The sequence below is a fragment of the Pseudomonas sp. Seg1 genome (genome assembly GCF_018326005.1).
GTDB lineage: Bacteria > Pseudomonadota > Gammaproteobacteria > Pseudomonadales > Pseudomonadaceae > Aquipseudomonas.
This window is the reverse complement of record NZ_AP021903.1, coordinates 104,907-130,417: the sequence shown is the minus strand read 5'-3', so window position 1 is coordinate 130,417 and position 25,511 is coordinate 104,907. Positions and strand designations below refer to the sequence as shown.

At 58.3% G+C, this 25,511-nt stretch carries 28 protein-coding genes and 1 rRNA gene; 17 read left to right on the top strand and 12 right to left on the bottom strand.

Features of this window, described 5'->3' with window-relative positions:
- Positions 1-79 precede the first annotated feature (79 nt).
- From KI231_RS00620 to KI231_RS00610, 3 genes are all read right to left on the bottom strand, one after another.
- Positions 80-1,616: ribosomal RNA gene (locus KI231_RS00620) — 16S ribosomal RNA — on the bottom strand.
- Between the two features lie 643 nt (positions 1,617-2,259).
- Positions 2,260-3,480, bottom strand: coding sequence for a CaiB/BaiF CoA transferase family protein (locus KI231_RS00615; RefSeq protein ID WP_213027152.1), 1,221 nt, complete (start codon positions 3,478-3,480; stop codon positions 2,260-2,262).
- A 13-nt stretch (positions 3,481-3,493) separates the two neighbouring features.
- On the bottom strand, positions 3,494-4,675 hold the full coding sequence (locus KI231_RS00610) for an acyl-CoA dehydrogenase (RefSeq protein ID WP_007953903.1): 1,182 nt from the start codon (positions 4,673-4,675) through the stop codon (positions 3,494-3,496).
- A gap of 158 nt (positions 4,676-4,833) precedes the next feature.
- On the opposite strand from KI231_RS00610, the gene KI231_RS00605 reads away from it, so the two are divergent.
- The 11 genes from KI231_RS00605 (at position 4,834) to KI231_RS00555 (ending at position 14,961) form a co-directional block, all read left to right on the top strand.
- The gene (locus KI231_RS00605) at positions 4,834-5,733 is read left to right on the top strand and encodes a LysR family transcriptional regulator (RefSeq protein ID WP_213027151.1); all 900 of its coding nucleotides are present in this window, start codon (positions 4,834-4,836) and stop codon (positions 5,731-5,733) included.
- Positions 5,734-6,167: 434 nt separating this feature from the next.
- On the top strand, positions 6,168-7,289 hold the full coding sequence (locus tag KI231_RS00600; RefSeq protein ID WP_213027150.1) for a Re/Si-specific NAD(P)(+) transhydrogenase subunit alpha: 1,122 nt from the start codon (positions 6,168-6,170) through the stop codon (positions 7,287-7,289).
- Positions 7,290-7,304: 15 nt separating this feature from the next.
- Positions 7,305-7,625 carry an NAD(P) transhydrogenase subunit alpha part 2 gene (locus tag KI231_RS00595; RefSeq protein ID WP_003187417.1) on the top strand — a complete coding sequence of 107 codons (321 nt, stop codon included), beginning with the start codon at positions 7,305-7,307 and terminating at the stop codon, positions 7,623-7,625.
- Positions 7,625-9,058 (top strand): NAD(P)(+) transhydrogenase (Re/Si-specific) subunit beta, encoded by a 1,434-nt coding sequence (locus KI231_RS00590; RefSeq protein WP_103306483.1) that lies wholly within the window; start codon positions 7,625-7,627, stop codon positions 9,056-9,058. Before KI231_RS00595 ends, KI231_RS00590 begins: the two co-directional genes overlap by 1 nt.
- Before the next feature lie 214 nt (positions 9,059-9,272).
- Complete coding sequence (gene scpC, locus KI231_RS00585; protein WP_213027149.1) at positions 9,273-10,766, top strand: succinyl-CoA:acetate CoA-transferase ScpC; 1,494 nt, start codon at positions 9,273-9,275, stop codon at positions 10,764-10,766.
- A gap of 321 nt (positions 10,767-11,087) precedes the next feature.
- A complete protein-coding gene (locus tag KI231_RS00580; RefSeq protein WP_103306481.1) occupies positions 11,088-11,303 on the top strand; it encodes a DUF1127 domain-containing protein in 216 nt (71 codons plus the stop codon).
- Positions 11,304-11,561: 258 nt separating this feature from the next.
- A complete protein-coding gene (locus KI231_RS00575) occupies positions 11,562-11,771 on the top strand; it encodes a DUF1127 domain-containing protein (RefSeq protein WP_103306480.1) in 210 nt (69 codons plus the stop codon).
- Between the two features lie 134 nt (positions 11,772-11,905).
- Positions 11,906-12,223 carry a DUF2388 domain-containing protein gene (locus KI231_RS00570; protein WP_103306479.1) on the top strand — a complete coding sequence of 106 codons (318 nt, stop codon included), beginning with the start codon at positions 11,906-11,908 and terminating at the stop codon, positions 12,221-12,223.
- A 107-nt stretch (positions 12,224-12,330) separates the two neighbouring features.
- The gene (locus KI231_RS00565) at positions 12,331-12,639 is read left to right on the top strand and encodes a DUF2388 domain-containing protein (RefSeq protein WP_213027148.1); all 309 of its coding nucleotides are present in this window, start codon (positions 12,331-12,333) and stop codon (positions 12,637-12,639) included.
- Between the two features lie 43 nt (positions 12,640-12,682).
- A complete protein-coding gene (locus tag KI231_RS00560; protein WP_034152281.1) occupies positions 12,683-13,003 on the top strand; it encodes a DUF2388 domain-containing protein in 321 nt (106 codons plus the stop codon).
- Positions 13,000-14,961 carry a DUF7844 domain-containing protein gene (locus tag KI231_RS00555; protein WP_103306477.1) on the top strand — a complete coding sequence of 654 codons (1,962 nt, stop codon included), beginning with the start codon at positions 13,000-13,002 and terminating at the stop codon, positions 14,959-14,961. The genes KI231_RS00560 and KI231_RS00555 overlap by 4 nt, the downstream gene beginning before the upstream one ends.
- A gap of 186 nt (positions 14,962-15,147) precedes the next feature.
- Here KI231_RS00555 and KI231_RS00550 read toward each other — a convergent pair whose 3' ends face one another.
- From KI231_RS00550 to trpB, 3 genes are all read right to left on the bottom strand, one after another.
- Complete coding sequence (locus KI231_RS00550; protein WP_103306476.1) at positions 15,148-15,603, bottom strand: anti-virulence regulator CigR family protein; 456 nt, start codon at positions 15,601-15,603, stop codon at positions 15,148-15,150.
- Between the two features lie 122 nt (positions 15,604-15,725).
- The gene (trpA, locus tag KI231_RS00545) at positions 15,726-16,538 is read right to left on the bottom strand and encodes a tryptophan synthase subunit alpha (RefSeq protein WP_103306475.1); all 813 of its coding nucleotides are present in this window, start codon (positions 16,536-16,538) and stop codon (positions 15,726-15,728) included.
- Positions 16,538-17,770, bottom strand: a complete 1,233-nt coding sequence (trpB, locus tag KI231_RS00540; protein ID WP_213027147.1) for a tryptophan synthase subunit beta — start codon at positions 17,768-17,770, stop codon at positions 16,538-16,540. Before trpB ends, trpA begins: the two co-directional genes overlap by 1 nt.
- A 114-nt stretch (positions 17,771-17,884) precedes the next feature.
- Between trpB and KI231_RS00535 the strand changes: the two genes are divergently transcribed.
- Positions 17,885-18,802: a LysR family transcriptional regulator gene (locus tag KI231_RS00535; RefSeq protein ID WP_213027146.1), complete on the top strand. Its 918-nt coding sequence runs from the start codon at positions 17,885-17,887 to the stop codon at positions 18,800-18,802.
- Here the strand turns inward: KI231_RS00535 and KI231_RS00530 are convergent.
- The gene (locus KI231_RS00530) at positions 18,775-19,101 is read right to left on the bottom strand and encodes an ElaB/YgaM/YqjD family protein (RefSeq protein WP_007911686.1); all 327 of its coding nucleotides are present in this window, start codon (positions 19,099-19,101) and stop codon (positions 18,775-18,777) included. The genes KI231_RS00535 and KI231_RS00530 overlap by 28 nt on opposite strands.
- Positions 19,102-19,257: 156 nt before the next feature.
- On the opposite strand from KI231_RS00530, the gene KI231_RS00525 reads away from it, so the two are divergent.
- Entirely contained in the window at positions 19,258-19,473 is a 216-nt protein-coding gene (locus KI231_RS00525) for a dodecin (RefSeq protein WP_003187305.1), read from the top strand.
- A 128-nt stretch (positions 19,474-19,601) separates the two neighbouring features.
- Positions 19,602-19,826: a DUF1161 domain-containing protein gene (locus KI231_RS00520; RefSeq protein ID WP_213027145.1), complete on the top strand. Its 225-nt coding sequence runs from the start codon at positions 19,602-19,604 to the stop codon at positions 19,824-19,826.
- 119 nt (positions 19,827-19,945) lie between these two features.
- Here KI231_RS00520 and KI231_RS00515 read toward each other — a convergent pair whose 3' ends face one another.
- A complete protein-coding gene (locus KI231_RS00515; RefSeq protein ID WP_027610203.1) occupies positions 19,946-20,947 on the bottom strand; it encodes an LLM class flavin-dependent oxidoreductase in 1,002 nt (333 codons plus the stop codon).
- Between the two features lie 241 nt (positions 20,948-21,188).
- Between KI231_RS00515 and KI231_RS00510 the strand changes: the two genes are divergently transcribed.
- Both KI231_RS00510 and KI231_RS00505 read left to right on the top strand, forming a co-directional pair.
- Positions 21,189-21,620, top strand: coding sequence for an OsmC family protein (locus KI231_RS00510; protein WP_213027144.1), 432 nt, complete (start codon positions 21,189-21,191; stop codon positions 21,618-21,620).
- A gap of 267 nt (positions 21,621-21,887) precedes the next feature.
- Positions 21,888-22,127 carry a DUF1161 domain-containing protein gene (locus KI231_RS00505; RefSeq protein ID WP_213027143.1) on the top strand — a complete coding sequence of 80 codons (240 nt, stop codon included), beginning with the start codon at positions 21,888-21,890 and terminating at the stop codon, positions 22,125-22,127.
- A 6-nt stretch (positions 22,128-22,133) separates the two neighbouring features.
- On the opposite strand, the gene KI231_RS00500 is transcribed toward KI231_RS00505, so the two are convergent.
- Positions 22,134-22,553 carry a PA0061/PA0062 family lipoprotein gene (locus tag KI231_RS00500; protein WP_103306469.1) on the bottom strand — a complete coding sequence of 140 codons (420 nt, stop codon included), beginning with the start codon at positions 22,551-22,553 and terminating at the stop codon, positions 22,134-22,136.
- 40 nt (positions 22,554-22,593) lie between these two features.
- Complete coding sequence (locus KI231_RS00495; protein ID WP_213027142.1) at positions 22,594-23,016, bottom strand: PA0061/PA0062 family lipoprotein; 423 nt, start codon at positions 23,014-23,016, stop codon at positions 22,594-22,596.
- A 58-nt stretch (positions 23,017-23,074) separates the two neighbouring features.
- Here KI231_RS00495 and KI231_RS00490 point away from each other — a divergent pair, with 58 nt between their 5' ends.
- On the top strand, positions 23,075-24,157 hold the full coding sequence (locus tag KI231_RS00490) for an aminopeptidase (protein WP_213027141.1): 1,083 nt from the start codon (positions 23,075-23,077) through the stop codon (positions 24,155-24,157).
- A 92-nt stretch (positions 24,158-24,249) separates the two neighbouring features.
- Here the strand turns inward: KI231_RS00490 and KI231_RS00485 are convergent, their stop codons facing one another.
- Both KI231_RS00485 and KI231_RS00480 read right to left on the bottom strand, forming a co-directional pair.
- Positions 24,250-24,900: an HAD family hydrolase gene (locus KI231_RS00485; RefSeq protein WP_213027140.1), complete on the bottom strand. Its 651-nt coding sequence runs from the start codon at positions 24,898-24,900 to the stop codon at positions 24,250-24,252.
- A gap of 28 nt (positions 24,901-24,928) precedes the next feature.
- Entirely contained in the window at positions 24,929-25,474 is a 546-nt protein-coding gene (locus KI231_RS00480) for a gamma carbonic anhydrase family protein (protein ID WP_103306465.1), read from the bottom strand.
- Positions 25,475-25,511: the final 37 nt, after the last annotated feature.

Below are 25,511 nucleotides of genomic sequence, written 5' to 3'. Positions count from 1 at the left end.
TTTCGGGCTGCTTCTTTCGTCTTCTTCAATGAATCAAGCAATTCGTGTGGGAGCTCATGGAGCAGCTGATGTCGTCGATTAAGGAGGTGATCCAGCCGCAGGTTCCCCTACGGCTACCTTGTTACGACTTCACCCCAGTCATGAATCACACCGTGGTAACCGTCCTCCCGAAGGTTAGACTAGCTACTTCTGGTGCAACCCACTCCCATGGTGTGACGGGCGGTGTGTACAAGGCCCGGGAACGTATTCACCGCGACATTCTGATTCGCGATTACTAGCGATTCCGACTTCACGCAGTCGAGTTGCAGACTGCGATCCGGACTACGATCGGTTTTATGGGATTAGCTCCACCTCGCGGCTTGGCAACCCTTTGTACCGACCATTGTAGCACGTGTGTAGCCCAGGCCGTAAGGGCCATGATGACTTGACGTCATCCCCACCTTCCTCCGGTTTGTCACCGGCAGTCTCCTTAGAGTGCCCACCATTACGTGCTGGTAACTAAGGACAAGGGTTGCGCTCGTTACGGGACTTAACCCAACATCTCACGACACGAGCTGACGACAGCCATGCAGCACCTGTCTCAATGTTCCCGAAGGCACCAATCCATCTCTGGAAAGTTCATTGGATGTCAAGGCCTGGTAAGGTTCTTCGCGTTGCTTCGAATTAAACCACATGCTCCACCGCTTGTGCGGGCCCCCGTCAATTCATTTGAGTTTTAACCTTGCGGCCGTACTCCCCAGGCGGTCAACTTAATGCGTTAGCTGCGCCACTAAGAGCTCAAGGCTCCCAACGGCTAGTTGACATCGTTTACGGCGTGGACTACCAGGGTATCTAATCCTGTTTGCTCCCCACGCTTTCGCACCTCAGTGTCAGTATCAGTCCAGGTGGTCGCCTTCGCCACTGGTGTTCCTTCCTATATCTACGCATTTCACCGCTACACAGGAAATTCCACCACCCTCTACCATACTCTAGCTTGTCAGTTTTGAATGCAGTTCCCAGGTTGAGCCCGGGGATTTCACATCCAACTTAACAAACCACCTACGCGCGCTTTACGCCCAGTAATTCCGATTAACGCTTGCACCCTCTGTATTACCGCGGCTGCTGGCACAGAGTTAGCCGGTGCTTATTCTGTCGGTAACGTCAAAACAGCAAAGTATTAATTTACTGCCCTTCCTCCCAACTTAAAGTGCTTTACAATCCGAAGACCTTCTTCACACACGCGGCATGGCTGGATCAGGCTTTCGCCCATTGTCCAATATTCCCCACTGCTGCCTCCCGTAGGAGTCTGGACCGTGTCTCAGTTCCAGTGTGACTGATCATCCTCTCAGACCAGTTACGGATCGTCGCCTTGGTGAGCCATTACCTCACCAACTAGCTAATCCGACCTAGGCTCATCTGATAGCGCAAGGCCCGAAGGTCCCCTGCTTTCTCCCGTAGGACGTATGCGGTATTAGCGTTCCTTTCGAAACGTTGTCCCCCACTACCAGGCAGATTCCTAGGCATTACTCACCCGTCCGCCGCTGAATCCAGGAGCAAGCTCCCTTCATCCGCTCGACTTGCATGTGTTAGGCCTGCCGCCAGCGTTCAATCTGAGCCATGATCAAACTCTTCAGTTCAAACATCTTTGAGTTTTTAAGAAACCCTAAACTTGGCTCAGCAATCGTTGGTTACATCTTTGATTTCTCGCGGAGTAACTTGTGATGCTGATAATCTTGTTGACTATCAGTCTGACTCCACAAGCACCCACACGAATTGCTTGATTCAGTTGTTAAAGAGCGGTTGGTTAAGATCTTTCGTCTCAACCGAGGCGCGCATTCTACAGCAGCCTCATTTGCTGTCAAGTGATTATTTTCAGAAGTTTTCGAAGAATTCTTCAACAACTTCAACCACTTGCGCTTCCGATCTCTCGTTAGCGGGAGGCGAATTCTACAGCGTTACTCGCTGTTGTCAACACCTCTTTTTCTCCGCTTTCGACCGAGAAGATCGAACCGTTAAAAGAGTCAAACATCACGACGCTTTCAACTCCTTCCAGGCTTCGATGAACTGAAGCGACCCACTCTCGAAAACCGTATAACTCATTGAATCTCAAGGAGTTTTCCGTTTCGACTGCGCCGGAAGTGGGGCGAATTATAGACCTCTGGAATCTGCCGTCAACCGTTAATTTCGCTTTTCTTTCAATAACTTGCAGATCGATTAAAAAACATCCAAAAGGGCTCTATATAAGGAAGGAAATACGCTCCTTCTATATAGAAGGAGAAGTCAGAGCACCCCTTCTGCCTTCAACGCTGCCACTGTACCGGCGCCCAAACCCAGCACTCGCTGCAAAACCTCCAACGTATGCTCACCCAATAAAGGAGGAGCGCGCCGATATTCGACCGGCGTCTGCGACATCCGAATAGGACTCGCCACCTGAGGCACCATCCCCGCCAGCGCATGGGGCAACTCGATCGCCAGCCCGCGCGCCTTCACCTGCGGATCCTCAAACACCTGGGAAAGATCATTGATCGGCCCACAAGGCACTCCCGCCTGCTCCAATTGAGCCACCCACTCAGCAGTAGTCTTGAAAACCGTCGCCTGACGAATCAGCGGTATCAACACCGCCCGGTTCGCTACCCGCAACTTATTAGTCGCAAAACGCGGATCGTCAGCCCACTGCGGCTGCCCCGCCACTTCTGCGAACTTGCGGAACTGACCATCGTTACCCACGGTAAGGATGAAATCCCCATCCGCCGTAGGAAAGTCCTGATAAGGCACGATGTTCGGATGCGCATTGCCCAGACGCTTGGGTGCATTGCCGGTAGTCAGGTAGTTCATCGCCTGATTAGCCAGGCAGGCCACCTGTACATCCAGCAACGCCATGTCGATATGCTGACCACCACCGTCATGATCGCGATGAGCCAGTGCCGCCAATATCGCTACCGTCGAATACAGACCGGTGAGAATATCCGTCAGCGCCACACCCACCTTTACAGGCCCGGCACCCTCATCACCCTCAGGCCGGCCGGTCAGACTCATCAACCCGCCCAGCCCCTGGATCATGAAGTCATAACCCGCACGTTTGGCATACGGCCCGGTCTGGCCGAACCCTGTAATCGAGCAATAGATCAGATCCGGATTGATCGTCTTCAGTGACTCATAATCCAGACCATAAGCGGCGAGCCCACCGACCTTGAAGTTCTCGATCAGAATGTCCGACTTGGCCGCAAGCTCCCGCACCAGCTTCTGCCCTTCAGGGCGGGTGAAGTCGATGGTCACCGATTGCTTGTTGCGGTTGGCCGACAGGTAGTAAGCCGCCTCCGACGTATTCTCGCCAAACGCGTCTTTAAGGAAGGGTGGCCCCCAGGCGCGCGTGTCGTCGCCATTGCCCGGGCGCTCGACCTTGATCACCTCGGCGCCAAGGTCGGCGAGAATCTGCCCGGCCCATGGCCCGGCCAACACTCGCGATAAATCCAGTACCCGCAGATGCGACAGCGCGCCCATGGTCGCTCTCCTATTAATAGAACGCCTGCAGACCGGTTTGCGCACGCCCGAGGATCAGCGCGTGAACGTCATGAGTACCTTCATAGGTATTCACCACTTCCAGGTTGACCAGATGACGGGCCACGCCGAATTCATCGGAGATACCATTGCCGCCCAGCATGTCGCGGGCCATACGAGCAATATCCAGCGACTTGCCGCACGAGTTGCGCTTCATGATCGAAGTAATTTCTACCGCAGCGGTGCCTTCATCCTTCATACGACCCAGACGCAGGCAGCCTTGCAGGGCCAGAGTGATCTCGGTCTGCATGTCGGCCAGCTTCTTCTGGATCAGCTGAGTAGCGGCCAATGGGCGACCGAACTGCTGACGATCCAGGGTGTATTGGCGAGCGGTGTGCCAGCAGAACTCGGCGGCGCCCAGTGCGCCCCAAGAGATACCGTAGCGTGCGGAGTTGAGGCAGGTGAACGGGCCTTTCAGACCGCGCACGTCCGGGAAGATGTTCTCTTCCGGCACAAACACGTTGTCCATGACGATTTCACCGGTGATCGATGCACGCAGGCCGACCTTGCCGTGAATCGCCGGAGCACTCAGGCCTTTCCAGCCTTTCTCCAGCACGAAGCCACGGATATCGCCGGCATCGTCTTTGGCCCAGACCACGAATACATCGGCGATCGGACTGTTGGTGATCCACATCTTCGCGCCGGTCAGGCTGTAGCCGCCGTCGACTTTGCGCGCACGAGTAATCATCGCGCCTGGATCGGAACCATGGTTAGGCTCGGTCAGACCGAAGCAGCCGATCCATTCGCCGGATGCCAGTTTCGGCAGGTATTTCTGTTTCTGCGCTTCGGTGCCGAACTCATTGATCGGCACCATCACCAACGAAGACTGCACGCTCATCATCGAGCGGTAGCCGGAGTCGACGCGCTCGACTTCACGAGCGATCAGACCGTAGCTGACATAGTTGAGGCCGCTGCCACCGTATTGCTCCGGGATGGTAGCGCCCAACAGGCCGACTTCGCCCATTTCGCGGAAGATCGCCGGGTCAGTTTTCTCATGGCGGAAAGCTTCGAGAACACGCGGTGCGAGGCTCTGTTGAGCGAACTGCTCGGCGGTGTCGCGGATCATGCGCTCTTCTTCGGTGAGCTGTTGATCCAGCAGCAGGGGATCGATCCAGTTGAAGCTAGCTTTACCGCCCATGAGTATGTCCTCGCAAATCGGGTGAATTAACGTGGCATTGATCCTAGGCGCGGTTCGCCGTCGCGGCAAACGAGGTTTTCGCATTCTGTTGTGCTAATTTCTCACTCCGAAACGTCGCGAGATGCCTTTTATGCGGCGCATTAGTGAGGTTGACGTACATGCGCAGGAAGATTCCCAGCACCACCGCCCTGATCAGCTTCGAAGCTGCCGCTCGCCACGAGAGCTTTACCAAGGCCGCCGAAGAACTTTCCCTCACCCAAGGCGCCATTTGCCGACAGATCGCCAGCCTGGAGGACTTCCTGAGCGTGGAGCTGTTCCGACGCTCGCGGCGGGGCGTGAAGCTGACCGAAGCAGGACTTTCCTACAGCCGCCGCGTCGCCACGCAACTTGATGCAGTCGAACGCGACACCCTCTCAGTGATGGGCCAGCAAGGCACCAATGTGATCGAACTGGCGGTGGTGCCGACCTTCGGCACCCAATGGCTGCTGCCGCGTCTCAAGGATTTTCAACTCAAGCATCCGGAAGTCACGGTCAACCTGACCAACCGCACCCGCCCCTTTCTGTTTGCCGATACCGAATTCGACGCAGCGATTTACTTCGGCGACGCCGATTGGTCGGGTACCGAATCTCACAGGCTGATGGGCGAAAATCCGATGCCAGTGTGCAGCCCCGCCCTACTCGGCGGCAGGACGCATCTGACACCCGACGAGATTGCCGAGTTGCCGCTACTGCAACAGACCACCCGCCCCTACGCCTGGCGCCAATGGTTCAACTCTCAGCACCTGAACATCCCCCGCGACATGACAGGCCCACGCTACGAGCTATTCTCCATGCTGGCCCAGGCGGCCATGCACGACATGGGGATCGCGCTGATTCCACCGTTCCTGATTCAGCGCGAACTGACTGAGAAACGCCTGGTGATCGCCAACCCGAATGCGCTCTCCAGTATCAAGGCGTATTACTTGATGATTCCGGAGCGGAAAGTCGAATCGGCGTCGCTCAAGGCTTTTCGCGATTGGTTGGTAAATCAGGCAAACAGCTACAGCCTAGAAGGATAGAGGCTTTCAACGATTACTAACTCGGTAGTCAGGAAAACCAAAGCCCTACAGATATAAGTATTTGTCGCAAAATCGCAGACTGTATCCGAAAGTCGTACAGACGTCCCACAAGCGCCTGCGGACATGGCTTTGAGCCTCCATGCACGACTCATTACGGCCTATTCACGCCGCCGATGAGAAAATTTTTCAAATTCAGCCAGAATCCTTACAAGGCACGGCCTGCAAGGGATTCAGCTGGCCATCTGCGACATTCGGTCACGGGATGACTTGTAGTTAATTTTCCGTCACCCGTCATAATCCCTTGAAGGGCATAAAGTTCGCCTGCAAAATGCCGCGCCCCGCCCTGATTTGGCGGGATCGTGCTGATCGGCCGCCCCAGTCGCACCATCCGCAGTGCCTGGGTTTACTCAATAAGATCACGCAGGAGATTTGACGTGCACATTGGTGTTCCTCTCGAAACCCAGACCGGTGAAACACGGGTTGCTGCAACCCCGGAAACCATTAAAAAGCTGATCAGCCAAGGTCATAAGGTCACTGTGCAAACCGGCGCCGGCGTTAAAGCCAGTGTTGTCGACAGTGCTTATGAAGCGGCAGGTGCAACCATTGGCAGTGCCAATGACGCGTTTGGCGCCGAGCTGATTCTCAAAGTGGTCGCCCCGAGCGATGCCGAGCTGACGCTGATCAAGCGCGGTACGGTGCTGGTTGGCATGCTCAACCCGTTCAACAACGAAACCATCACCAAAATGGCCGAGTGCGGGATTACCGCGTTTGCCCTGGAAGCGGCGCCGCGCACCTCGCGGGCGCAGAGTCTCGATGTGTTGTCGTCCCAGGCGAACATTGCCGGCTATAAAGCTGTGTTGCTGGCCGCTCACTACTATCCGCGCTTCATGCCAATGCTCATGACGGCTGCTGGCACCGTGAAAGCGGCGCGCGTGCTGATTCTTGGCGCGGGCGTGGCCGGGTTGCAGGCGATTGCCACGGCGAAACGTCTGGGTGCGGTTATCGAAGCGTCTGACGTCCGCCCGGCCGTGAAGGAACAGATCGAATCCCTCGGTGCCAAGTTCGTCGACGTGCCTTACGAGACCGATGAAGAGCGCGAATGCGCGGTCGGTGTCGGCGGTTACGCGCGTCCGATGCCAGCGAGCTGGATGCAGCGTCAGGCCCAGGCTGTGCACGAACGCGCCAAACAGGCCGACATCGTCATCACCACCGCACTGATTCCGGGTCGCAAGGCACCAACACTGTTGAGCGCGGAAACCGTGGCACAGATGAAGCCAGGTTCGGTGGTCATCGACCTCGCGGCCGCTCAGGGCGGCAACTGCCCGCTGACCGTGGCCGATCAGGTCGTCGTCGAAAACGGCGTGACCATTTGCGGCCCGACCAACCTGGCCGGTGAAGTCGCTGCAGACGCCTCGGCGCTGTACGCCCGCAACCTGCTGGACTTCCTCAAGCTGGTGTTCACCAAAGAAGGCCAGTTCGACGTCAACCTCGAAGACGACATCGTCGCCGCGTGCCTGATGTGCCGCGACGGCCAAGTCATCCGCAAAAACGCCTAAGCAGGGATTCAGACGATGGAAGAGCTTATCTCCCCCGGTATCTACAACCTGATCATCTTCGTGCTGGCGATTTATGTCGGTTACCACGTGGTCTGGAACGTTACGCCTGCGCTGCACACGCCATTGATGGCAGTGACCAACGCCATCTCGGCAATCGTGATCGTCGGCGCCATGCTCGCTGCAGCGCTGACCGTTACACCGCTGGGCAAAACCATGGGCACCCTCGCCGTGGCGCTGGCTGCGGTCAACGTGTTCGGTGGCTTCCTGGTCACCCGCCGCATGCTTGAGATGTTCAAGAAGAAAGCCCCGAAAGTAAAAGAAGAGGCGCCGAAGTAATGAGCATGAATCTCGTCACGACGCTCTACCTGATTGCGTCGATCTGCTTCATCCAGGCCCTCAAAGGCCTGTCGCACCCGACCACTTCTCGGCGTGGCAACCTGTTCGGCATGCTCGGCATGGCATTGGCCATCCTCACCACCGTCGGCCTCATCTATAAGCTGGGCGCTGAGCTGGCGACTGCGGGTATCGGTTATGTGATCGTCGGCCTGCTGATCGGCGGCACCGCCGGTTCGATCATGGCCAAGCGCGTTGAAATGACCAAGATGCCGGAACTGGTTGCCTTCATGCACAGCATGATTGGTCTGGCAGCGGTGTTCATTGCCATTGCCGCGGTGGTCGAGCCGCAATCGCTGGGCATCGTCAAGCAACTGGGCGACTCGATCCCGGCGGGCAACCGATTGGAGCTGTTCCTTGGTGCCGCGATCGGTGCAATCACCTTCTCCGGTTCGGTGATTGCGTTCGGCAAGCTGTCGGGCAAGTACAAGTTCCGTCTGTTCCAGGGCGCACCAGTACAGTTTGCCGGTCAGCACAAGTTGAACGCAGTGCTGGGCCTGGCAACGCTGGCACTCGGCCTGACCTTCATGTTCACTGGCAACCTCACCGCGTTCGCGCTGATGCTGGCGCTGGCGTTCGTGATGGGCGTGCTGATCATCATCCCGATCGGCGGTGCCGACATGCCGGTGGTGGTGTCGATGCTCAACAGCTATTCAGGCTGGGCGGCGGCGGGTATCGGCTTCTCGCTGAACAACTCGATGCTGATCATTGCCGGCTCGCTGGTGGGTTCGAGCGGTGCGATCCTCTCGTACATCATGTGCAAGGCGATGAACCGTTCCTTCTTTAATGTACTGCTCGGCGGCTTCGGCAATACGGCCGATGCTGGCCCGGCCGGTGCGAAAGAAGCGCGTCCGGTGAAATCCGGTTCGGCTGACGACGCAACCTTCCTGCTGACCAACGCCGACACCGTGATCATTGTCCCGGGCTACGGTCTGGCGGTGGCCCGCGCACAGCATGCCTTGAAGGAGCTGACCGAAAAGCTGACCCACCGTGGCGTGACCGTGAAGTACGCGATCCACCCGGTGGCCGGTCGGATGCCAGGGCATATGAACGTATTGCTCGCCGAGGCCGAAGTGCCTTACGACCAGGTGTTCGAGATGGAAGACATCAACTCCGAGTTCGGCCAGGCCGACGTGGTGCTGGTGCTCGGCGCCAACGACGTGGTCAACCCGGCCGCCAAGAACGATCCGAAATCGCCGATTGCCGGCATGCCGATTCTCGAAGCGTTCAAGGCCAAGACCATCATCGTCAACAAGCGCTCGATGGCCAGCGGCTATGCCGGTCTGGACAACGAACTGTTCTACCTGGACAAGACCATGATGGTGTTCGGCGACGCGAAAAAAGTCATCGAAGACATGGTCAAAGCGGTCGAGTAATTCATCGCCGCTGTACCGAACGCCCCGACTTGTCGGGGCGTTTTCGTTTACGCAAAGCGTCGGACAATTTGCCGCGTTGTTGCGGATCCGGTAACGGTGTTTTACTTCAAACCCGCTAAATAGACGCCTCGTTTGCGACCTTGGTAGCGGGACAGGCGCCCGTCAAATTCACTAGACTGCGCATCCTGCTACTCGCTTCCCGAGAAAATAATCCATGTACCGTGACCGTATTCGCCTGCCTTCGTTGTTGGATAAAGTGATGAGCGCCGCCGACGCCGCCGCTCTGATTGAAGACGGCATGACCGTCGGCATGAGCGGTTTCACCCGCGCCGGCGAAGCCAAGGCTGTCCCTCACGCACTGGCCGAGCGAGCCAAGGTCACGCCGCTGAAGATCAGCCTGATGACCGGCGCCAGCCTGGGCAACGATCTCGACAAGCAACTGACCGAGGCCGGCGTGCTGTCGCGGCGCATGCCGTTTCAAGTCGACAGCACCTTGCGCAAGGCGATCAACGCCGGCGAAGTGATGTTCATCGACCAGCACCTGTCGGAAACCGTCGAGCAACTGCGCAACCAGCAACTGAAGTTGCCGGACATTGCCGTCATCGAAGCCGTGGCTATTACCGAACAGGGTCACATCGTACCGACCACTTCGGTGGGCAACTCGGCGAGCTTCGCGATTTTCGCCAAACAGGTGATCGTCGAGATCAACCTGGCGCACAACGCCAACCTCGAAGGCCTGCACGACATCTATATCCCGACGTATCGTCCGACGCGCACGCCGATCCCACTGGTAAAAGTCGACGACCGTATCGGTAGCACCGCGATTCCGATTCCGCCGGAGAAGATTGTCGCCATTGTTATCACTCAGCAGACGGATTCGCCGTCCACTGTATCGACGCCGGATGTCGACACCAACGCCATCGCCGAACATCTGATCACCTTCTTCAAGCAGGAAGTAGACGCCGGGCGCATGACCAACAAGCTTGGCCCGTTGCAGGCAGGCATCGGCAACATCGCCAACGCGGTAATGTGCGGCCTGATTGATTCGCCATTCGAAGACCTGACCATGTACTCCGAAGTGCTGCAGGACTCGACCTTCGACCTGATCGATGCCGGCAAGCTGAGCTTTGCTTCAGGCAGCTCGATCACCCTGTCGGAACGCCGTAACAGCGACGTATTCGGCAACCTGGAGAAGTACAAGGACAAACTGGTCCTGCGTCCGCAGGAAATCTCTAACCACCCGGAAGTGGTGCGCCGGCTGGGCATCATCGGCATCAACACGGCGTTGGAGTTCGACATCTACGGCAACGTCAACTCTACCCACGTCTGCGGCACGCGGATGATGAACGGCATCGGCGGCTCAGGCGACTTCGCTCGCAACGCGCATCTGGCGGTGTTCGTGACCAAGTCGATTGCCAAGGGTGGCGCGATTTCCAGCGTGGTGCCGATGGTCAGCCATGTCGACCACACCGAGCATGATGTCGACATTCTGGTGACCGAGGTGGGTCTGGCGGACTTGCGTGGCCTGGCGCCACGCGAACGCGCACGGGTGATTATCGACAACTGTGTGCACCCGGACTTCCGCCAGGCGCTGAACGATTACTTCACAGCAGCCTGTGCAATCGGTGGTCACACCCCGCACATCCTGCGTGAAGCCTTGAGCTGGCACATCAATCTGGAAGAAACCGGACGCATGCTGACGGTGTAATTCGCACAGATAAACCGCTGACGCAAACACAGTTTTCGTCAGCGGTCTTCGGCAAGCCCTCCATCTGACAAAAACTGTACTGCTGTACCGGTCTTTTCCTACAGTAAATACCTACCTTATTCATCGAATCGAGCAAAAACGCACCACTTAAGTGCAGACAGGTACAGTTTGCTCAATTTTGACCCGTACACCCCCTATAAACAGTTAACTGGTCACTCACAATACAGTTGAACTGTATCTAGAGAGACTGGCCAAACGAGAGGATCATGGGCACCAGTCAAACCACTACCTGATCCCGCCACAAGCGGAAGGATGTCAACCATGGAACGTACACTCAGTTCCGAGCTGTTTTTCGAAGACAAAGCTGTAAAATCCCAGGCTTCCCTGCCTTTGCGCGTTATCGCCAACCTGATGTTGTGGCAGCGCCGCATCTCCAGCCGCCATCAACTGGCTCGTCTGGATTCGCGTCTGCTGGCTGACGCCGGTATCAGCGAAGCACAACGCTACGAAGAACTGAGCAAGCCGTTCTGGCGCTAAGTAGCGTCGCTGGCTCTGGTCGTTAGACCCACCGCCAGCAACCCGAATTGAACAAACAAAACCCGTCGTGGGAAACCACGACGGGTTTTGTCGTTTTGGGGCTGTGGAAACCACCCGTACAGGTATGTGCACCCCGGACAGGTACAGTTTCATAAAACAGATATCTGAACCAGTACAATTTAACCTTGGTGTATCTGCCCGACAATCTGTTCCAGGTTCAACATGACCTTCCGCCTTCTATGGCTAAAGGAATACGTCATGAATGACTTACAGGATGTTTCAGTAATTCCATTCCACGCCACTCACCGTCCCAACGCTCTGCGACGCCTGCTACGCGGCCTCTGGCAAGGCCTGGAGCGCGCCAGAACAAGGCGTCTGCTGGCCCAATTCAGCGGTCGGGATCTGGCCGACCTCGGCCTCAGCCATGCCGAACGGCTGAATGAAATGGAGAAACCGTTCTGGCGCTAGCATTCTGCCCCCTGTGCGAACCGCGTCCACGGGCCTAATATCCACGCAGAACGTGGCGAATGATGCGCAACTGGCGTCTGACTCCTCAGATACCGAGCCACCTCTCAAAACGGTTTATCCACAGGAGTTACATCATGTCCCGTCTTCGTCTGCTCAGCGCTGCCGCCCTGCTGGCCGTGGCTGCCAACGCCAGCGCCTCCAGCTTCATCGTCACCACCGACGCCGTTGTCGGCGCCCTGAAGTCCTCGTCCGACGCCACTTCCGATGTCACTTCGTCCTTTCGCGACGACAAGATCGTCCTTGCCGCCCGTGACGACGCTGCCAGCTTCGTCGCCAGCGAAGGCGAAATCCGTGGGGTGAAACTGGAAAGCGCGCTGGATCACATCCGCCATCAGGCGCCACAGTTGCAAGCCACTGACGCCCAACTGGCTCAGGCCATCCTGACGATCTGAACGTTCGCAGCACTGCGGGACACGCCGGGCGTGTCCCGATGTTTCGGCGCTGGCTCTGGCCCGGGCGTTGCGCTAGCCTTGGGACTCGCTAACCGTTAACGAGTCTTATGCGTTTTCTTCAAAATCTGCTTATCCCTTCCGTACTGTTAACTGCTGGCTGGATGACGTCGGCCAATGCCTTTGATGTCTCCACGCAAAACACCGTGGTGAGCGTTTGGGCGACCGGCATGGTGTCTTCCGCGCCGTTCGACCGTAAACTGCTGCTCGCCGCTCACGATGATGCGGCGATGTTTGTTGCCAGTGATGGAGAACTGCGAGGCGCTCGACTGGAATCCGCACTGCATTACTTGCGCAAAACCCGGCCGAAACTTCATGTCAGCGACCTTGAACTGGCACAGGCAATTCTCGTCCAATAGCTAACCCAGTCCCTGATCAACCTTGTCCCTCCGGAGTCGTTCCATGCGTAGCCCGCTGATTGCTGCCGCCCTTGGCCTGTTTTTGTTGGCCGATGTGGCCCAGGCGCACACCCTGGTAGCCACCAGTAACATCATCGTCCGTGCCTCCCAGCGCACTATCGATTTCACATCCGACACGACTACGTCGATCCGCGACTCGAAAATCATCCGCGAAGCCCACGACGACGCTGCCAGTTTCGTCGCCAGCAACGGTGATATCCGTGGCGCGCACCTGGAAGCCGCGCTCAACACCTTGCGCACTCGCGTGCCGGAAGCACGCGACGCCAGTGATCAGGTGCTCGCCGAAGCCATCCTCGCACTGTGAAGTCACTCGGCGCCTGGCTGCTGGCCGGGGCGTTGTTGCTGCTTGGCAACAGCGCCCACGCCGGCCTGCAATTGCGGCTCAAGACCGAGGGTCTTACGCCCGCCCAACAACAGGCCAGCCAGGCGCTGATCGATGAAGCCATGCAGAAATTGCCGCCAGGCTTCATCGAGCGGCTGGATCGGCGCATCGACGTTGGCTGGACCGACGACATGCCCGCCAATGCCTATGGCCAGGCGACGCTTGTCTCTGAACTCGATCTGAACCGCAAACTGCTCGCCAGCCTCACCGACGGCAGTGCAGCCAAAGAAAAAACCAATCGCCCCCACGGCACTGTGCGCCAGGAAATGCTCGCCACGGTGCTGCATGAAATCACCCACATTTATGATCGTGCGCGCCTGTGGCCGAGTGCCGAACGCACTTTGATACAGCGCTGCACCCGGCGCTTCAACAGCGCCGGGCTGATCGGTATTCCGGATGAGTGCCGTGGCCAGAACGGCCGGCGCTTTACCCTCAGCGATGATCCGCGCCTGCTGGACTTGGCCGGTTGGCAGCAATACGTCGGCCGCCGCGGCGAGCGTGAGCAGCACAACCGGCAAATCGCCCGCAGCCCGGATCTGTACGAAATCTCCAGCCCCAAGGAATTCGTCGCGGTCAACATGGAGTATTTCCTCCTCGACCCGAGTTACGCCTGTCGCCGCCCGGCCTTGTACAGCTATTACAAGGATCACTTCGGTTGGGCACCGCCGGCCAAAGACACCTGCGCCAAGACCTTCGCATTCCTCAATGCCGGCAACGATTTCGCCAAGCAACCCTTGGGACAAGTCGATCCAGAACGTGTCTACGCCGTCGATTACCTGCTGGCCGAAGCCAATCAGAATTGGGTCAGCCGTTGGGGCCACAGCATGCTGCGTCTGGTGATCTGCGCGCCGGGACGGCCGCGTGGCCCGGATTGCCGGCTCGACCTGGATCAGCATCTGGTGCTGTCGTATCGCGCCTTCGTTGGCGATGTGCAGCTCTCCAGCTGGGACGGACTGGTGGGCAAGTACCCGTCGCGATTGTTCGTCCTGCCACTGGCGCAAGTGATCGACGAGTACACCAAGACCGAACTGCGCAGCCTCGCCTCGGTGCCGTTGAATCTGTCGCGCAGCGAGATCGAGGGCGTGGTTGAACACGCCGCCGAAATGCACTGGAGCTACGACGGCAACTACTTCTTCCTGTCCAACAACTGCGCGGTGGAAGGCTTGAAACTATTGCGTAGCGGTAGCAATAACGCGCAGCTCACCGGTCTGGACAGCATCATGCCCAACGGTTTGCTCGAAGTGCTCAAGGGCCGAGGTCTGGCCGATACCAGCGTGCTGGACGACCCGAAAGAGGCGCTGCGTCTGGGTTACCGCTTCGATTCGTTCCGCGATCGCTATCAGGCGATGTTCGATGTATTGAAGAAGCAATTACCCATCAAACAGAACACCGTTGAGGAATGGCTTTCGCTGACCGCTGAAGAGCGCCGTGAATGGTTCGAGCGCGCTGATCTGCGCACCAGCGCCGCGTTGCTGCTGCTGGAACAGGCGAGCTATCGCCGCCAATTGCTGCTGGCACAGGACGAGGTCAAACAGCGTTACCTCGGCGCGCGCGAGCTGGAAAACGGCGGAATGGACAAGGCCAACGCGACCCTGCAAGAAATCCTCGCCAACAGCGGCTTCCTCAGCCGTCCGGCAGAACTGCTGGACTCCAAGGGCTACGGGTTGCCGCAGCCGAGCGAGTTCAGCCGACTGGAAGCGGAAAGCAGCCAGCGTCAAAAAAAGCTGCTGGCGCTGTCCGGTGATCTGGACGCAGAGGTGCGTAAATTGCTGGAGCCAAAACGAGCCGCTGAGATTGCAGCCAGCGAGGAAAATGTGAAGCAGATTGGCGCGCACTTGCGCAAATTGCACAGAGCCTCTGGCGGACTGGAACTGCCCTGATCCTGAAGTTACCCCCCACACCTTTGTGGTGAGGGGATTTATCCCCGACCGGCTGCGCAGCAGTCGCAATCCCAACGAACACGGTATGCCTGGTCATCTGTGTTTGCCGGATTCGGGGCTGCTTCGCAGCCCATCGGGGATAAATCCCCTCACCACAGTTGATGGACCGCCAGTTAGATCAGACGATCAATTCAAAACCCCATCGAGAATTTCATAGACGATCCCGGTACCCACCGCGATCAGCACGATGTCGCCCCCAGCTCGGCGCCACTCGTAGCCTGGATACACCGGCAAACGTCCCAACGCCCGACCATCCAGACGCTCGCCGTAATAACCGTGAGGCAACGGCCGGCCACGCTCCAGATGAATCCCCGGCGGTGGTGGCGCACCGCGCACGAAGTAGCCGTGATTGTCGCGAATGGTCTGGCGCACGGGGCCGAAGTCGCGTGGAGGCGGGCCGCCTCGGTGGTCGTTCTGCGGACCACGGTGGTCATTACCGCGATTGTCACCGCGATTATCGTAATGGCCCTGCTGCGGGCCGCCGTGGTCATGATCATCGCGCTGATCGGCGCTGGCCAGCAGCGGTGTCGCGCTGATAATCAGCACGCCCAGTCCGGCAATCAGACGTTTCGGCATTTTCATCGGGTTTTTCCTCACGGCACAAACAGCAAAAAGGGATTCAGAACGTGGTTCTGAATCCCTCGGTCTTGCTCAATTAGTCTGTGCCGTGAGGCGCTAATTCCTCTGTATCAGGAACTTTACCTTTAGCTGACGCGGGCCTTACGCACGCCTTCGGACAGGGCTGAGCAAAGGCTCAGTACGCCGTCGATAGCCTGATCCGGCGTGGTCGCGTTGGCGATGTGATCGATCAACGCCGAACCGACCACAACACCGTCGGCCAGACGCGCGATGGCGGCCGCTTGCTCCGGAGTACGGATGCCGAAACCGATGCTGATCGGCAGGTCGGTGTGACGACGCAGACGGGTGACCGCTTCTTCGACGTGTTCCAGTGTTGCCGCACCGGCGCCGGTCACACCGGCCACCGAAACGTAGTAAACAAAACCGGAGCTGCCGTTGAGCACTTTCGGCAGACGTGCGTCGTCGGTGGTCGGCGTGGTCAGGCGGATGAAGTCCAGACCAGCGGCCTGCGCCGGATCGCACAGCTCGGCGTTGTGCTCAGGCGGCATGTCGACCACGATCAGACCGTCGACGCCTGCCTCTTTGGCCTCAGCAATGAAGCGCTCGACGCCAAACTTGTGAATCGGGTTGAAGTAGCCCATCAGCACCAGCGGCGTATCACTGTTGCCCTCACGGAACTCGCGAACCATTTGCAGGGTTTTCAGCAGATTCTGCTTGGCGCCCAACGCACGAATGTTCGCCAGTTGAATCGCCGGGCCATCGGCCATCGGATCGGTGAACGGCATGCCCAGCTCGATCACGTCGGCACCGGCCTTGGGCAAGCCTTTGAGGATCGCCAGCGAGGTGTCGTAATCCGGATCGCCAGCCGTGACAAAGGTCACCAGTGCGGCGCGGTTCTGTTGCTTGAGTTCGGCAAAACGGGTTTGCAGGCGGCTCATCAGTGTTTCTCCTGCTTCGACTGTTCCATGTGGTGCATCACGGTCTGCATGTCTTTGTCGCCACGGCCCGACAGGTTGACCACCATCAGGTGATCCTTCGGCAGCTTCGGTGCGCGTTTGAACACTTCGGCCAAGGCGTGGGCGCTTTCCAGTGCAGGAATGATCCCTTCCAGACGGCAGCACTTGTGGAACGCCTCGAGGGCTTCGTCGTCGGTCACCGAGGTGTACTGGACGCGGCCGATGTCATGCAACCAGGCGTGTTCCGGGCCGATCCCCGGATAGTCGAGGCCGGCGGAGATCGAGTGGGCGTCGATGATCTGGCCGTCGTCGTCCTGCAACAGGAAAGTGCGGTTGCCGTGCAACACACCCGGAACGCCGCCATTGAGGCTGGCGGCGTGCTTGCCGGTTTCGATGCCGTAACCCGCGGCTTCCACACCGATGATCTCGACGCCCTTGTCGTCGAGGAACGGATGGAACAGGCCCATGGCGTTGGAGCCGCCACCGATGCACGCCACCAGGCTGTCCGGCAGCCGACCTTCCTGTGCTTGCAACTGGTCACGGGTTTCCTTGCCGATCACGGCCTGGAAGTCGCGCACCATGGCTGGATACGGGTGTGGGCCGGCCACGGTGCCGATCAGATAGAACGTGCTGTCGACGTTGGTCACCCAGTCACGCAAGGCTTCGTTCATCGCGTCTTTCAGCGTGCCGGTACCGGCAACCACCGGAATCACCTCGGCACCCAGCAGTTTCATGCGGAACACGTTGGCCTGCTGGCGTTCGATGTCGGTGGTGCCCATGTAGATCACGCAGTCCAGACCGAAACGTGCGGCTACGGTGGCCGTTGCCACGCCGTGCATACCGGCGCCGGTCTCGGCGATGATGCGTTTCTTGCCCATGCGCCGCGCCAGCAGGATCTGGCCGATGCAGTTGTTGATCTTGTGCGCGCCGGTGTGATTGAGCTCTTCGCGCTTGAGGTAGATCTTGGCGCCGCCGCAGAACTCGGTCAGACGCTCGGCGAAGTACAGAGGACTCGGACGTCCGACGTAGTCGCGCTGGAAGTAGGCCAATTCTTCTTTGAAAGCCGGATCTTCCTTGGCCGCTTCGTATTCGCGGGCCAGATCGAGGATCAACGGCATCAGGGTTTCAGCAACATAGCGGCCACCGAACGAGCCGAACAGGCCGTTGGCGTCCGGGCCGTTACGCAGATCGGAGGTGTTCGAAGTCTGGGTCATGGGTTGCTCCAGGTGAATTCGGGTCAGAAGACAATGACGACCACTCTACCCCTGACCTTCTATGCTGAAAACCGATAAGATCGCTGCAACCTGTCAGGAAAACTCACAGATACCATGAGCCACGACCTTCCCCCGCTGAACGCCTTGCGCGCCTTCGAAGCCACTGCCCGGCTCAACAGCGTCAGTCAGGCCGCCGAACAGCTGCACGTCACCCATGGTGCGGTCAGTCGGCAGCTCAAGGTATTGGAAGAACACCTTGGCGTCAGTCTGTTCGTCAAGGATGGCCGCGGCCTGAAACTCACAGATGCGGGTGTACGGTTGCGCGATGTCAGTGGTGAGGCGTTTGATCGGTTACGCAGCGTTTGCGCGGAATTGACTAAAGACACAACCGATGCGCCGTTCGTGCTCGGTTGCTCTGGAAGCTTGCTGGCACGCTGGTTTATTCCGCGCCTGGGACGGCTGAATGCCGAGCTTCCGGACTTGCGCTTGCATCTGTCGGCCGGGGAAGGTGATCTCGACCCCAGGCGCCCGGGGCTGGATGCCTTGCTGCTGTTCGCCGAGCCGCCATGGCCCGCGGACATGCAGGTTTATGAGTTGGCCGCGGAACGCATCGGTCCGGTCATGAGTCCGCTGTTCAGCGGCTATCAACGCCTGAAAAGTGCACCCGCCTCGGCGCTGCTCAATGAGCCGTTGCTGCACACCACCTCGCGCCCACAAGCCTGGCCGAGTTGGGCACAGCAAAACCACCTCGACGCGAAAGCGTTGAAGTCGGGACAAGGTTTCGAGCATTTGTATTATTTGCTGGAAGCAGCTGTGGCCGGTCTTGGCGTAGCCATCGCGCCGGAGCCGTTGGTGACTGAAGATTTGAAGGCCGGTCGCCTGGTTGCGCCGTGGGGCTTCTGTGAAACCCCGGCGCAACTGGCGTTGTGGCTACCCAAGCGCGCCGCTGACGGGCGCGCCCGGCAACTGGCGCAATGGCTCAAGAATGAGCTGCGCCAGCCGGATCACTCGCCGCGCTTGAACAGCAAGTAAGCCGCGAGCAGACCGATTGCGCCCACTGCAACACCAGCGGTGGTCCAAGGATGTTCCTGAGCGTAATCGCGAGTAGCGATCCCGGTCTCACGGGTTTTCACTTTGACTTCTTCGTAGGCATCGCTGAGCAGGTGACGCGAATGTTTCAGCGCACTTTCGGCATTGCTTTTCAGCGCCTTGAGGGTCTTGCGCGACTCGTCCGAAGCGTCGTCCTTCAGGCTTTCCAACGACTTGAGCAGACTCTCGATCTCCGCTTCCATGCTTTGCAATGAGGCTTTACGTAAAGAGGTGTTGGCCATGGTGGCTCTCCTGCATTGGTGATGAGTGGCGTGTGTTGGTTGGGACTTCAGCGGTTTGAGAAAGTGCAGAAAATCTGAACTTCGTCTGCGCAAGACCGCCGAAATCAACAGAGCAATTCACTGCTAGTCTCAATTCCACCCATCAAGGAGAACGCCATGAGTGACCATCACACGTACAAGAAAGTCGAACTGGTCGGTTCGTCTGCCACCAGCATCGAAGACGCCATCAACAATGCGTTGGCCGAAGCCAACAAGAGCATCAAGCACCTGGAATGGTTTGAAGTGACCGAGACCCGCGGCCACATCAAGGACGGTAAAGCGGCGCACTTTCAGGTCACCCTGAAAGTCGGGTTCCGGATTGCCAGTAGCTGAGTTTGGTCTACGCTTCTGAACTTGCGCGCTGGCCGAGTGCCATAGGAATGGCAAAGCGCTACAGGGTGAGCGCATCGGGTGGATGACCCGATGCCCGCCTCTTTTAATCCGACCAGGGAGTGCGACCGATGAAGAAGTTCATGTTGGCAGTAGGTTTGTTGAGCCTTGCGGGTGGTGCATTTGCTGCCGGCAAGCCTTGTGAAGAGTTGAAAGCCGAGATTGCGGCGAAGATTGATGCCAAAGGTGCTTCCAACTACACACTGGAAATTGTCGATAAAGGCGCGGCGGCTGAAGGCAAAGTCGTCGGCACCTGTGAAGCCGGCACCAAGGAAATCGTCTACAAGCGGGGCTAATCGCGCCTGAAATACAAAAGCCGACGCAAATGCGTCGGCTTTTTTGTGAACGATGATTTACCCGTTCAGGAGCTACGGCACGCTGCTCCTACAGTTCTTGTCCAGGGTGAGGGCGCTTTTCAGCCTTTCATGACCTGCGCCAGCAATTCATAGGAATGCAGGCGATCAGCATGCTCATACAGATCACAGGTAAATATCAGCTCATCCGCCTGCGTCTGCTCGACCAGCACCTCCAGCTTCGCGCGGATCTTCTGCGGGCTGCCGACCATCGCCAGACCGAGAAAATCACCCACCGCCTCACGCTCATGGGGCAGCCACAAGCCGTCCATGGTTTTCACCGGCGGACGTTGCACCAGACTCTGCCCACGCATCAGCGCGAGAATGCGCTGGTACACCGAGGTCGCCAGGTAATCGGCTTGCTCATCGGTATCAGCCGCCACCAAAGGCACCCCGAGCATCACATACGGCTTGTCGAGCACCGCCGACGGCTTGAAGTGGTTGCGATAGACCCGAATCGCCTCGTGCATGAAACGCGGTGCGAAATGCGAGGCGAAGGCGTAGGGCAAGCCACGTTCGCCGGCCAGTTGCGCACTGAACAAACTGGAACCGAGCAGCCAGATCGGCACATTGGTACCCGTGCCCGGCATCGCGATAACGCGTTGATCCGGCGTGCGCGGGCCGAGGAACCGCGCAAGTTCGGCGACATCTTCGGGGAAATCATCGGCACTGCCGGAACGTTCGCGGCGCAGGGCGCGTGCGGTCATCTGATCGGAGCCCGGCGCGCGGCCCAAGCCGAGGTCGATACGGCCTGGATAAAGGCTTTCGAGAGTACCGAACTGCTCGGCGATCACCAGCGGCGCGTGGTTGGGCAGCATCACGCCACCCGAGCCGACGCGAATGGTCGAGGTGCCGCCAGCCAGATAACCCAGCAGCACCGAGGTCGCGGAGCTGGCGATGCCGTCCATGTTGTGGTGTTCAGCCACCCAGAACCGCGTGTAACCAAGCTTCTCGACATGCTGCGCCAGATCCAGCGAGTTGCGCAGCGACTGCGCCGGGCTGCCGTTCTCGCGCACGGGCACCAGATCAAGGGTAGAAAACTTTACGTCGGACAGTTGCTTCATAAACCTGCGTCTCCGAGTGAGGAGGCAGGCTTTTCTTGCGAACGAAAACCTGCCGAATCCATATGCGTGTTTTGTGCAATGAGGGCATATACCCGAGTTTCAATAGCAGTGATGAAATTTCCTACTAAAAAAGTCAACGATTCAGATGAGCTGAACTTTGTCCCGGCGTCTATCCTCAGAAGCCTTGCAAGCTAAAACCACGTCGGCGCGGCGGTCCGCGCCAGATTTTGAGGAGGCAGACATGGCTATCGTGAAGAAAGCATCCGCACATTGGGAAGGTGATCTGAAAAGCGGCATCGGCTCGATTTCCACCGAGACCGGTATCCTCAGAGAAGCACCCTACGGCTTCAAGGCCCGTTTCGAAGGCGGCAAAGGTACCAACCCGGAAGAACTGATCGGTGCAGCGCACGCCGGTTGTTTTTCCATGGCGTTCTCGATGATTCTCGGCGATGCAGGCCTGACGGCCGACAGCATCGACACCAACGCTGAAGTCACCCTCGACCAGGTGGACGGTGGCTTCGCGATCACTGCGGTGAAGCTGATCCTCAAGGCAAAAATCCCGGGGGCTACGCAGGCTCAGTTTGAAGAGTTAAGCAACAAGGCGAAGGAAGGATGCCCGGTGTCCAAGGTGCTGAATGCGAAGATCACCCTTGAGGCTTCGTTGATCAGTTGATTCGACGCGGTCCAGTAGCAGCAACGTAAGCCCTGTTGGAGCTGGCTTGCCAGCGATTGCGGTGTGTCCGGCGACATCAATGGTTGCTGTGCCGACGTCATCGCTGGCAAGCCAGGCTCCCACTGGCATTTCAGAGCACCTGATATTTCGTTAACACCGCAGCACAACTTGTGAGCGAAGTCAGAACTCGCTTTCTGAAAGTGTGGTCGAATACATGACCGCAGCTTCAGCGCACGCCCGTGCGCGCTGCCTCAAGGAGCTACATTGATGAAACGTATTGGCTTGGCGATCCTCTGCAGTGCACTGGCCACTTCGGTAATTGCAGCCCCTAAAGACTGCGAAGAACTCAGGAAAGAGATCGAAATCAAGATCCAGGCTAAAGCCGTGCCGTCCTACACACTGGAAATCGTCACCAAGGAAGAAGCCGCGAAACATGACATCGCCATGGTTGTCGGTTCTTGCGAGAACGGCAGTAAAGCAATCGTCTATCAAAAGAACAGCGACTGATATTGCTCAGGGCACGCAGTTGATCTGCCGTTCCTCGGCAACGATCTGACCTTGCCGATTGATCAGCCGGGCGCTTGGCGTAAAGGCCAGCGACCGCGCTTCGAGCCGGTAACGCTGACCGGCCTCGAAATGGTCGTAACGAACAGTCATGTAACACAGCCGCTCCTGCGGATCGGTGTCCATCCCCTGGCCACCACCGAAAATCTCGAAATCAAAGCGCACCGTCAACTCGTGGCTGCCCGGCGCAACCTGGAAAAACCGGCCATCCTGCAGGCGCACATTGTCCAGCCGTTCGGCCATCAGCACCTTGCCGCCAGGTGAGGGCATGGCAAAGTCGACCCAGGCCTTGCCGGGGTCAGCCGCCGGCACCGGTGTCTGGCAGCCGGCCAGCACACTTGCAGCAAGCAACAACGTCAACCTGCGCATGATCAATGTCCCTTGAAATGGACATCCAGCATAACGCCGATCAGGTTTTCTGACAGCCCGCCGGAATGCCCTGACCCACGACGTTGCGCTGCTCGTCATAGAGCTTGGCCCAAGGGCGGAAACCGATACTGCCGGCCTGCAACTGATAACGCTGACCGGCGTTGAAATCTTTGAATTTCACACTCAACTGGCAATCGCGCCAGAGGGGTTCGGCGTCCGGACCGATGTTGGTGGCCTCCACGGGGAACTGGTAACGCACCTTCAGTTCATGACTGCCGGGCTGCACCTCGAAGTAGCGTTTATCCACGGCAGCCTTGCTGTCGACTTGCAGCGCTTGCAGCGCCGTGTCCTGTTGCCGGGCATTGAGATCGATCCAGGCTTGCGAAGGGTCTGGATCGGGCATTCCGAATCCGGCACAACCGGCCAGCGTCAGCAGGCTTCCTGTCAGTATCAACATGCGCATAGCGAAGCTCCAATGGGCGGGATAGTCTTGCGGGCAGACTTTCCAGAGGTTTCTTATTTTGATCAGGCCGCTTCCAAGCCATGGGTTACTTGATCGCGTTTTTCGGATTTTGTTTCCGGGTGTGATGCTTTTGTTGCTCAACGGTTGTTCCAGCGTCAGCTATTACAGCCAGTTGGCCAGCGGTCAGTTGCAACTGCTGCGGGCGCGCGAACCAGTGACCAAGGTGATTGCCGATCCGAGCCGCGATGCAAAATTGCGTACGCACCTGGCTCAGTCGCAGAAGGCCCGCGCGTTTGCCAGCGAACAGCTGCACCTGCCGGACAACCAGAGCTATCGCCTGTACGCCGACATCGGCCGGCCATTTGTAGTGTGGAATGTGTTCGCCACTGCGGAGTTTTCCCTGAGCCCGCAAAACCATTGCTTCCCGATTGCCGGGTGCGTGGCTTATCGCGGCTACTACAGCCAGAGCGCGGCGCGGGGTGAAGCGGCGATTCAGCGGTTGCAGGGCATGGACGTGTCGATTGGCGGCGTCGAGGCCTATTCGACGCTGGGCTGGTTCAACGACCCGATTCTCAATTCAATGATGGGCTGGGGCGATGAGCGTCTGGCCACACTGATCTTTCATGAGCTGGCCCATCAGCGTTTTTATGTGAAGGACGACACCGAGTTCAACGAATCCTTTGCCACGTTTGTCGAGCAGGAAGGCACGCGGCAGTGGCGGGCGTTTCGCGGATTGCCGGCAGATAACGATTCAAAGCTCAAGCAGCGCGACCAATTCATCGAGTTGGTGCTGGAAACACGTTCACGATTGGAAAAACTCTACGCCCAGCCTTTGCCGGCCGAGCAGATGCGCGAACGCAAAGCGGCGCAGTTCGAGCGGTTTCGCCGGGATTATCGGCTGATGCGTGACACTCAGTGGGCCGGGGACAAGCGTTATGACGCCTGGGTCAATGCGCCCCTGAACAATGCACGGTTGTTGCCATTCGGGCTGTATGACCAGTGGGTGCCGGCGTTTGCGGCATTGTTCGGGCAGGTTGGCGGAGATTGGCTGCGGTTTTATGCCGAGGTGGAGAAGTTGGGGGATTTGCCTGTCGAGAAGCGCAAGGCGGCTTTGAAAATATTGGCAGATACAAACAGTTGAGTTGATTGGAAGACGCCATCGCGAGCAGGCTCACTCCTACAGGGGAACGCATTCCAAATGTAGGAGTGAGCCTGCTCGCGATAGCAATCTGATCAGCGTCGCAGGAACGCCTGATGCAACTCCGCCAGCGTTTCAAAGTGATAAGCCGGCGCCTCGGCGTTCAACTCTTCAAAACTGCCAAATCCGTAACCCACCGCCGCCGCGTCGAGCCCATTGCTGCGCGCCCCGATCAGGTCATGCTTGCGATCGCCGATCATCAAGGTATTGGCAGGATCCAGCCCTTCCTCCTTCACCAGATGCGCGATCAACTCAACCTTGTTGGTCCGCGTGCCATCCAGTTCACTGCCGTAGATCACCTTGAAGTGTTTGGCAAAGTCGAAGTGCCGGGCAATCTCGCGGGCGAATATCCAAGGTTTTGACGTCGCGATATACAGCTGCCGCCCTTGCCCGCTCAACGCTTCAAGCAACGGCGTGACGCCTTCGAACACGCGGTTCTCGTACAGCCCCGTGACCTTGAAGCGCTCACGATAGAAATTCACGGCTTCCCAGGCTTTGGCCTCGTCAAAGCCGTAAAACTGCATGAACGCCTGCAACAGCGGCGGGCCGATAAAGTGTTCGAGTCTGGTCAGGTCCGGCTCGTCGATGCCAAGTTTGCCGAGGGCGAACTGGATGGAACGGGTGATGCCCTCACGCGGGTCGGTCAGGGTGCCATCGAGGTCGAACAGTACGGTCTGGTAATGCATGAGAAATCCTGAGCAGGTGTAAGTCGATTCAGATCTGGTCGTAGCCTTCGGCCAGGTGCAGATCCTTGAGCTTCACGTAGTTCGCCGCGCTGTAGGTGAAGAAGGCGTTTTCCTTGTCGGTCAGCGGGCGGACCTGCTTCACCGGGCTGCCGACATACAGGAAACCGCTTTGCAGGCGCTTGCCCGGCGGCACCAGGCTGCCGGCGCCGATGATCACATCGTCCTCGACCACCGCGCCGTCCATGACGATGCTGCCCATGCCGATCAACACGCGGCTGCCGACGGTGCAGCCATGCAGCATCACTTTGTGGGCGATGGTCACGTCGTCGCCGATCAGCAGCGGGAAGCCGTCCGGGTTGAACGGGCCAGCGTGGGTGATGTGCAACACGCAGCCGTCCTGCACACTGGTGCGCGCGCCGATGCGGATGCGGTGCATGTCGCCACGGATCACGGTCAGCGGCCAGACCGAGCTGTCTTCGCCGATTTCGACGTCGCCGATCACCACCGCCGAGCCGTCGACAAACGCGCCTTTGCTTAACTGCGGGGTGTGATTCTGGTATTTGCGAAGGGGCACGATTAGTTCTCTCTCTGTCGCCGATAGCTGCGGTGAG

What these genes read in the sequence shown, in the direction of transcription:
- KI231_RS00485 (WP_213027140.1), bottom strand. Translation starts at nt 24,900, where the DNA reads ATGCATTACCAGACCGTACTGTTCGACCTCGATGGCACCCTGACCGAC.
- KI231_RS00580 (WP_103306481.1), top strand. Translation starts at nt 11,088, where the DNA reads ATGGAACGTACACTCAGTTCCGAGCTGTTTTTCGAAGACAAAGCTGTA.
- KI231_RS00590 (WP_103306483.1), top strand. Translation starts at nt 7,625, where the DNA reads ATGAGCATGAATCTCGTCACGACGCTCTACCTGATTGCGTCGATCTGC.
- KI231_RS00570 (WP_103306479.1), top strand. Translation starts at nt 11,906, where the DNA reads ATGTCCCGTCTTCGTCTGCTCAGCGCTGCCGCCCTGCTGGCCGTGGCT.
- KI231_RS00530 (WP_007911686.1), bottom strand. Translation starts at nt 19,101, where the DNA reads ATGGCCAACACCTCTTTACGTAAAGCCTCATTGCAAAGCATGGAAGCG.
- scpC (WP_213027149.1), top strand. Translation starts at nt 9,273, where the DNA reads ATGTACCGTGACCGTATTCGCCTGCCTTCGTTGTTGGATAAAGTGATG.
- trpB (WP_213027147.1), bottom strand. Translation starts at nt 17,770, where the DNA reads ATGACCCAGACTTCGAACACCTCCGATCTGCGTAACGGCCCGGACGCC.
- KI231_RS00610 (WP_007953903.1), bottom strand. Translation starts at nt 4,675, where the DNA reads ATGGGCGGTAAAGCTAGCTTCAACTGGATCGATCCCCTGCTGCTGGAT.
- KI231_RS00575 (WP_103306480.1), top strand. Translation starts at nt 11,562, where the DNA reads ATGAATGACTTACAGGATGTTTCAGTAATTCCATTCCACGCCACTCAC.
- KI231_RS00505 (WP_213027143.1), top strand. Translation starts at nt 21,888, where the DNA reads ATGAAACGTATTGGCTTGGCGATCCTCTGCAGTGCACTGGCCACTTCG.
- KI231_RS00525 (WP_003187305.1), top strand. Translation starts at nt 19,258, where the DNA reads ATGAGTGACCATCACACGTACAAGAAAGTCGAACTGGTCGGTTCGTCT.
- KI231_RS00615 (WP_213027152.1), bottom strand. Translation starts at nt 3,480, where the DNA reads ATGGGCGCGCTGTCGCATCTGCGGGTACTGGATTTATCGCGAGTGTTG.
- KI231_RS00495 (WP_213027142.1), bottom strand. Translation starts at nt 23,016, where the DNA reads ATGCGCATGTTGATACTGACAGGAAGCCTGCTGACGCTGGCCGGTTGT.
- KI231_RS00595 (WP_003187417.1), top strand. Translation starts at nt 7,305, where the DNA reads ATGGAAGAGCTTATCTCCCCCGGTATCTACAACCTGATCATCTTCGTG.
- KI231_RS00535 (WP_213027146.1), top strand. Translation starts at nt 17,885, where the DNA reads ATGAGCCACGACCTTCCCCCGCTGAACGCCTTGCGCGCCTTCGAAGCC.
- KI231_RS00605 (WP_213027151.1), top strand. Translation starts at nt 4,834, where the DNA reads ATGCGCAGGAAGATTCCCAGCACCACCGCCCTGATCAGCTTCGAAGCT.
- KI231_RS00565 (WP_213027148.1), top strand. Translation starts at nt 12,331, where the DNA reads ATGCGTTTTCTTCAAAATCTGCTTATCCCTTCCGTACTGTTAACTGCT.
- trpA (WP_103306475.1), bottom strand. Translation starts at nt 16,538, where the DNA reads ATGAGCCGCCTGCAAACCCGTTTTGCCGAACTCAAGCAACAGAACCGC.
- KI231_RS00500 (WP_103306469.1), bottom strand. Translation starts at nt 22,553, where the DNA reads ATGCGCAGGTTGACGTTGTTGCTTGCTGCAAGTGTGCTGGCCGGCTGC.
- KI231_RS00510 (WP_213027144.1), top strand. Translation starts at nt 21,189, where the DNA reads ATGGCTATCGTGAAGAAAGCATCCGCACATTGGGAAGGTGATCTGAAA.
- KI231_RS00560 (WP_034152281.1), top strand. Translation starts at nt 12,683, where the DNA reads ATGCGTAGCCCGCTGATTGCTGCCGCCCTTGGCCTGTTTTTGTTGGCC.
- KI231_RS00515 (WP_027610203.1), bottom strand. Translation starts at nt 20,947, where the DNA reads ATGAAGCAACTGTCCGACGTAAAGTTTTCTACCCTTGATCTGGTGCCC.
- KI231_RS00520 (WP_213027145.1), top strand. Translation starts at nt 19,602, where the DNA reads ATGAAGAAGTTCATGTTGGCAGTAGGTTTGTTGAGCCTTGCGGGTGGT.
- KI231_RS00550 (WP_103306476.1), bottom strand. Translation starts at nt 15,603, where the DNA reads ATGAAAATGCCGAAACGTCTGATTGCCGGACTGGGCGTGCTGATTATC.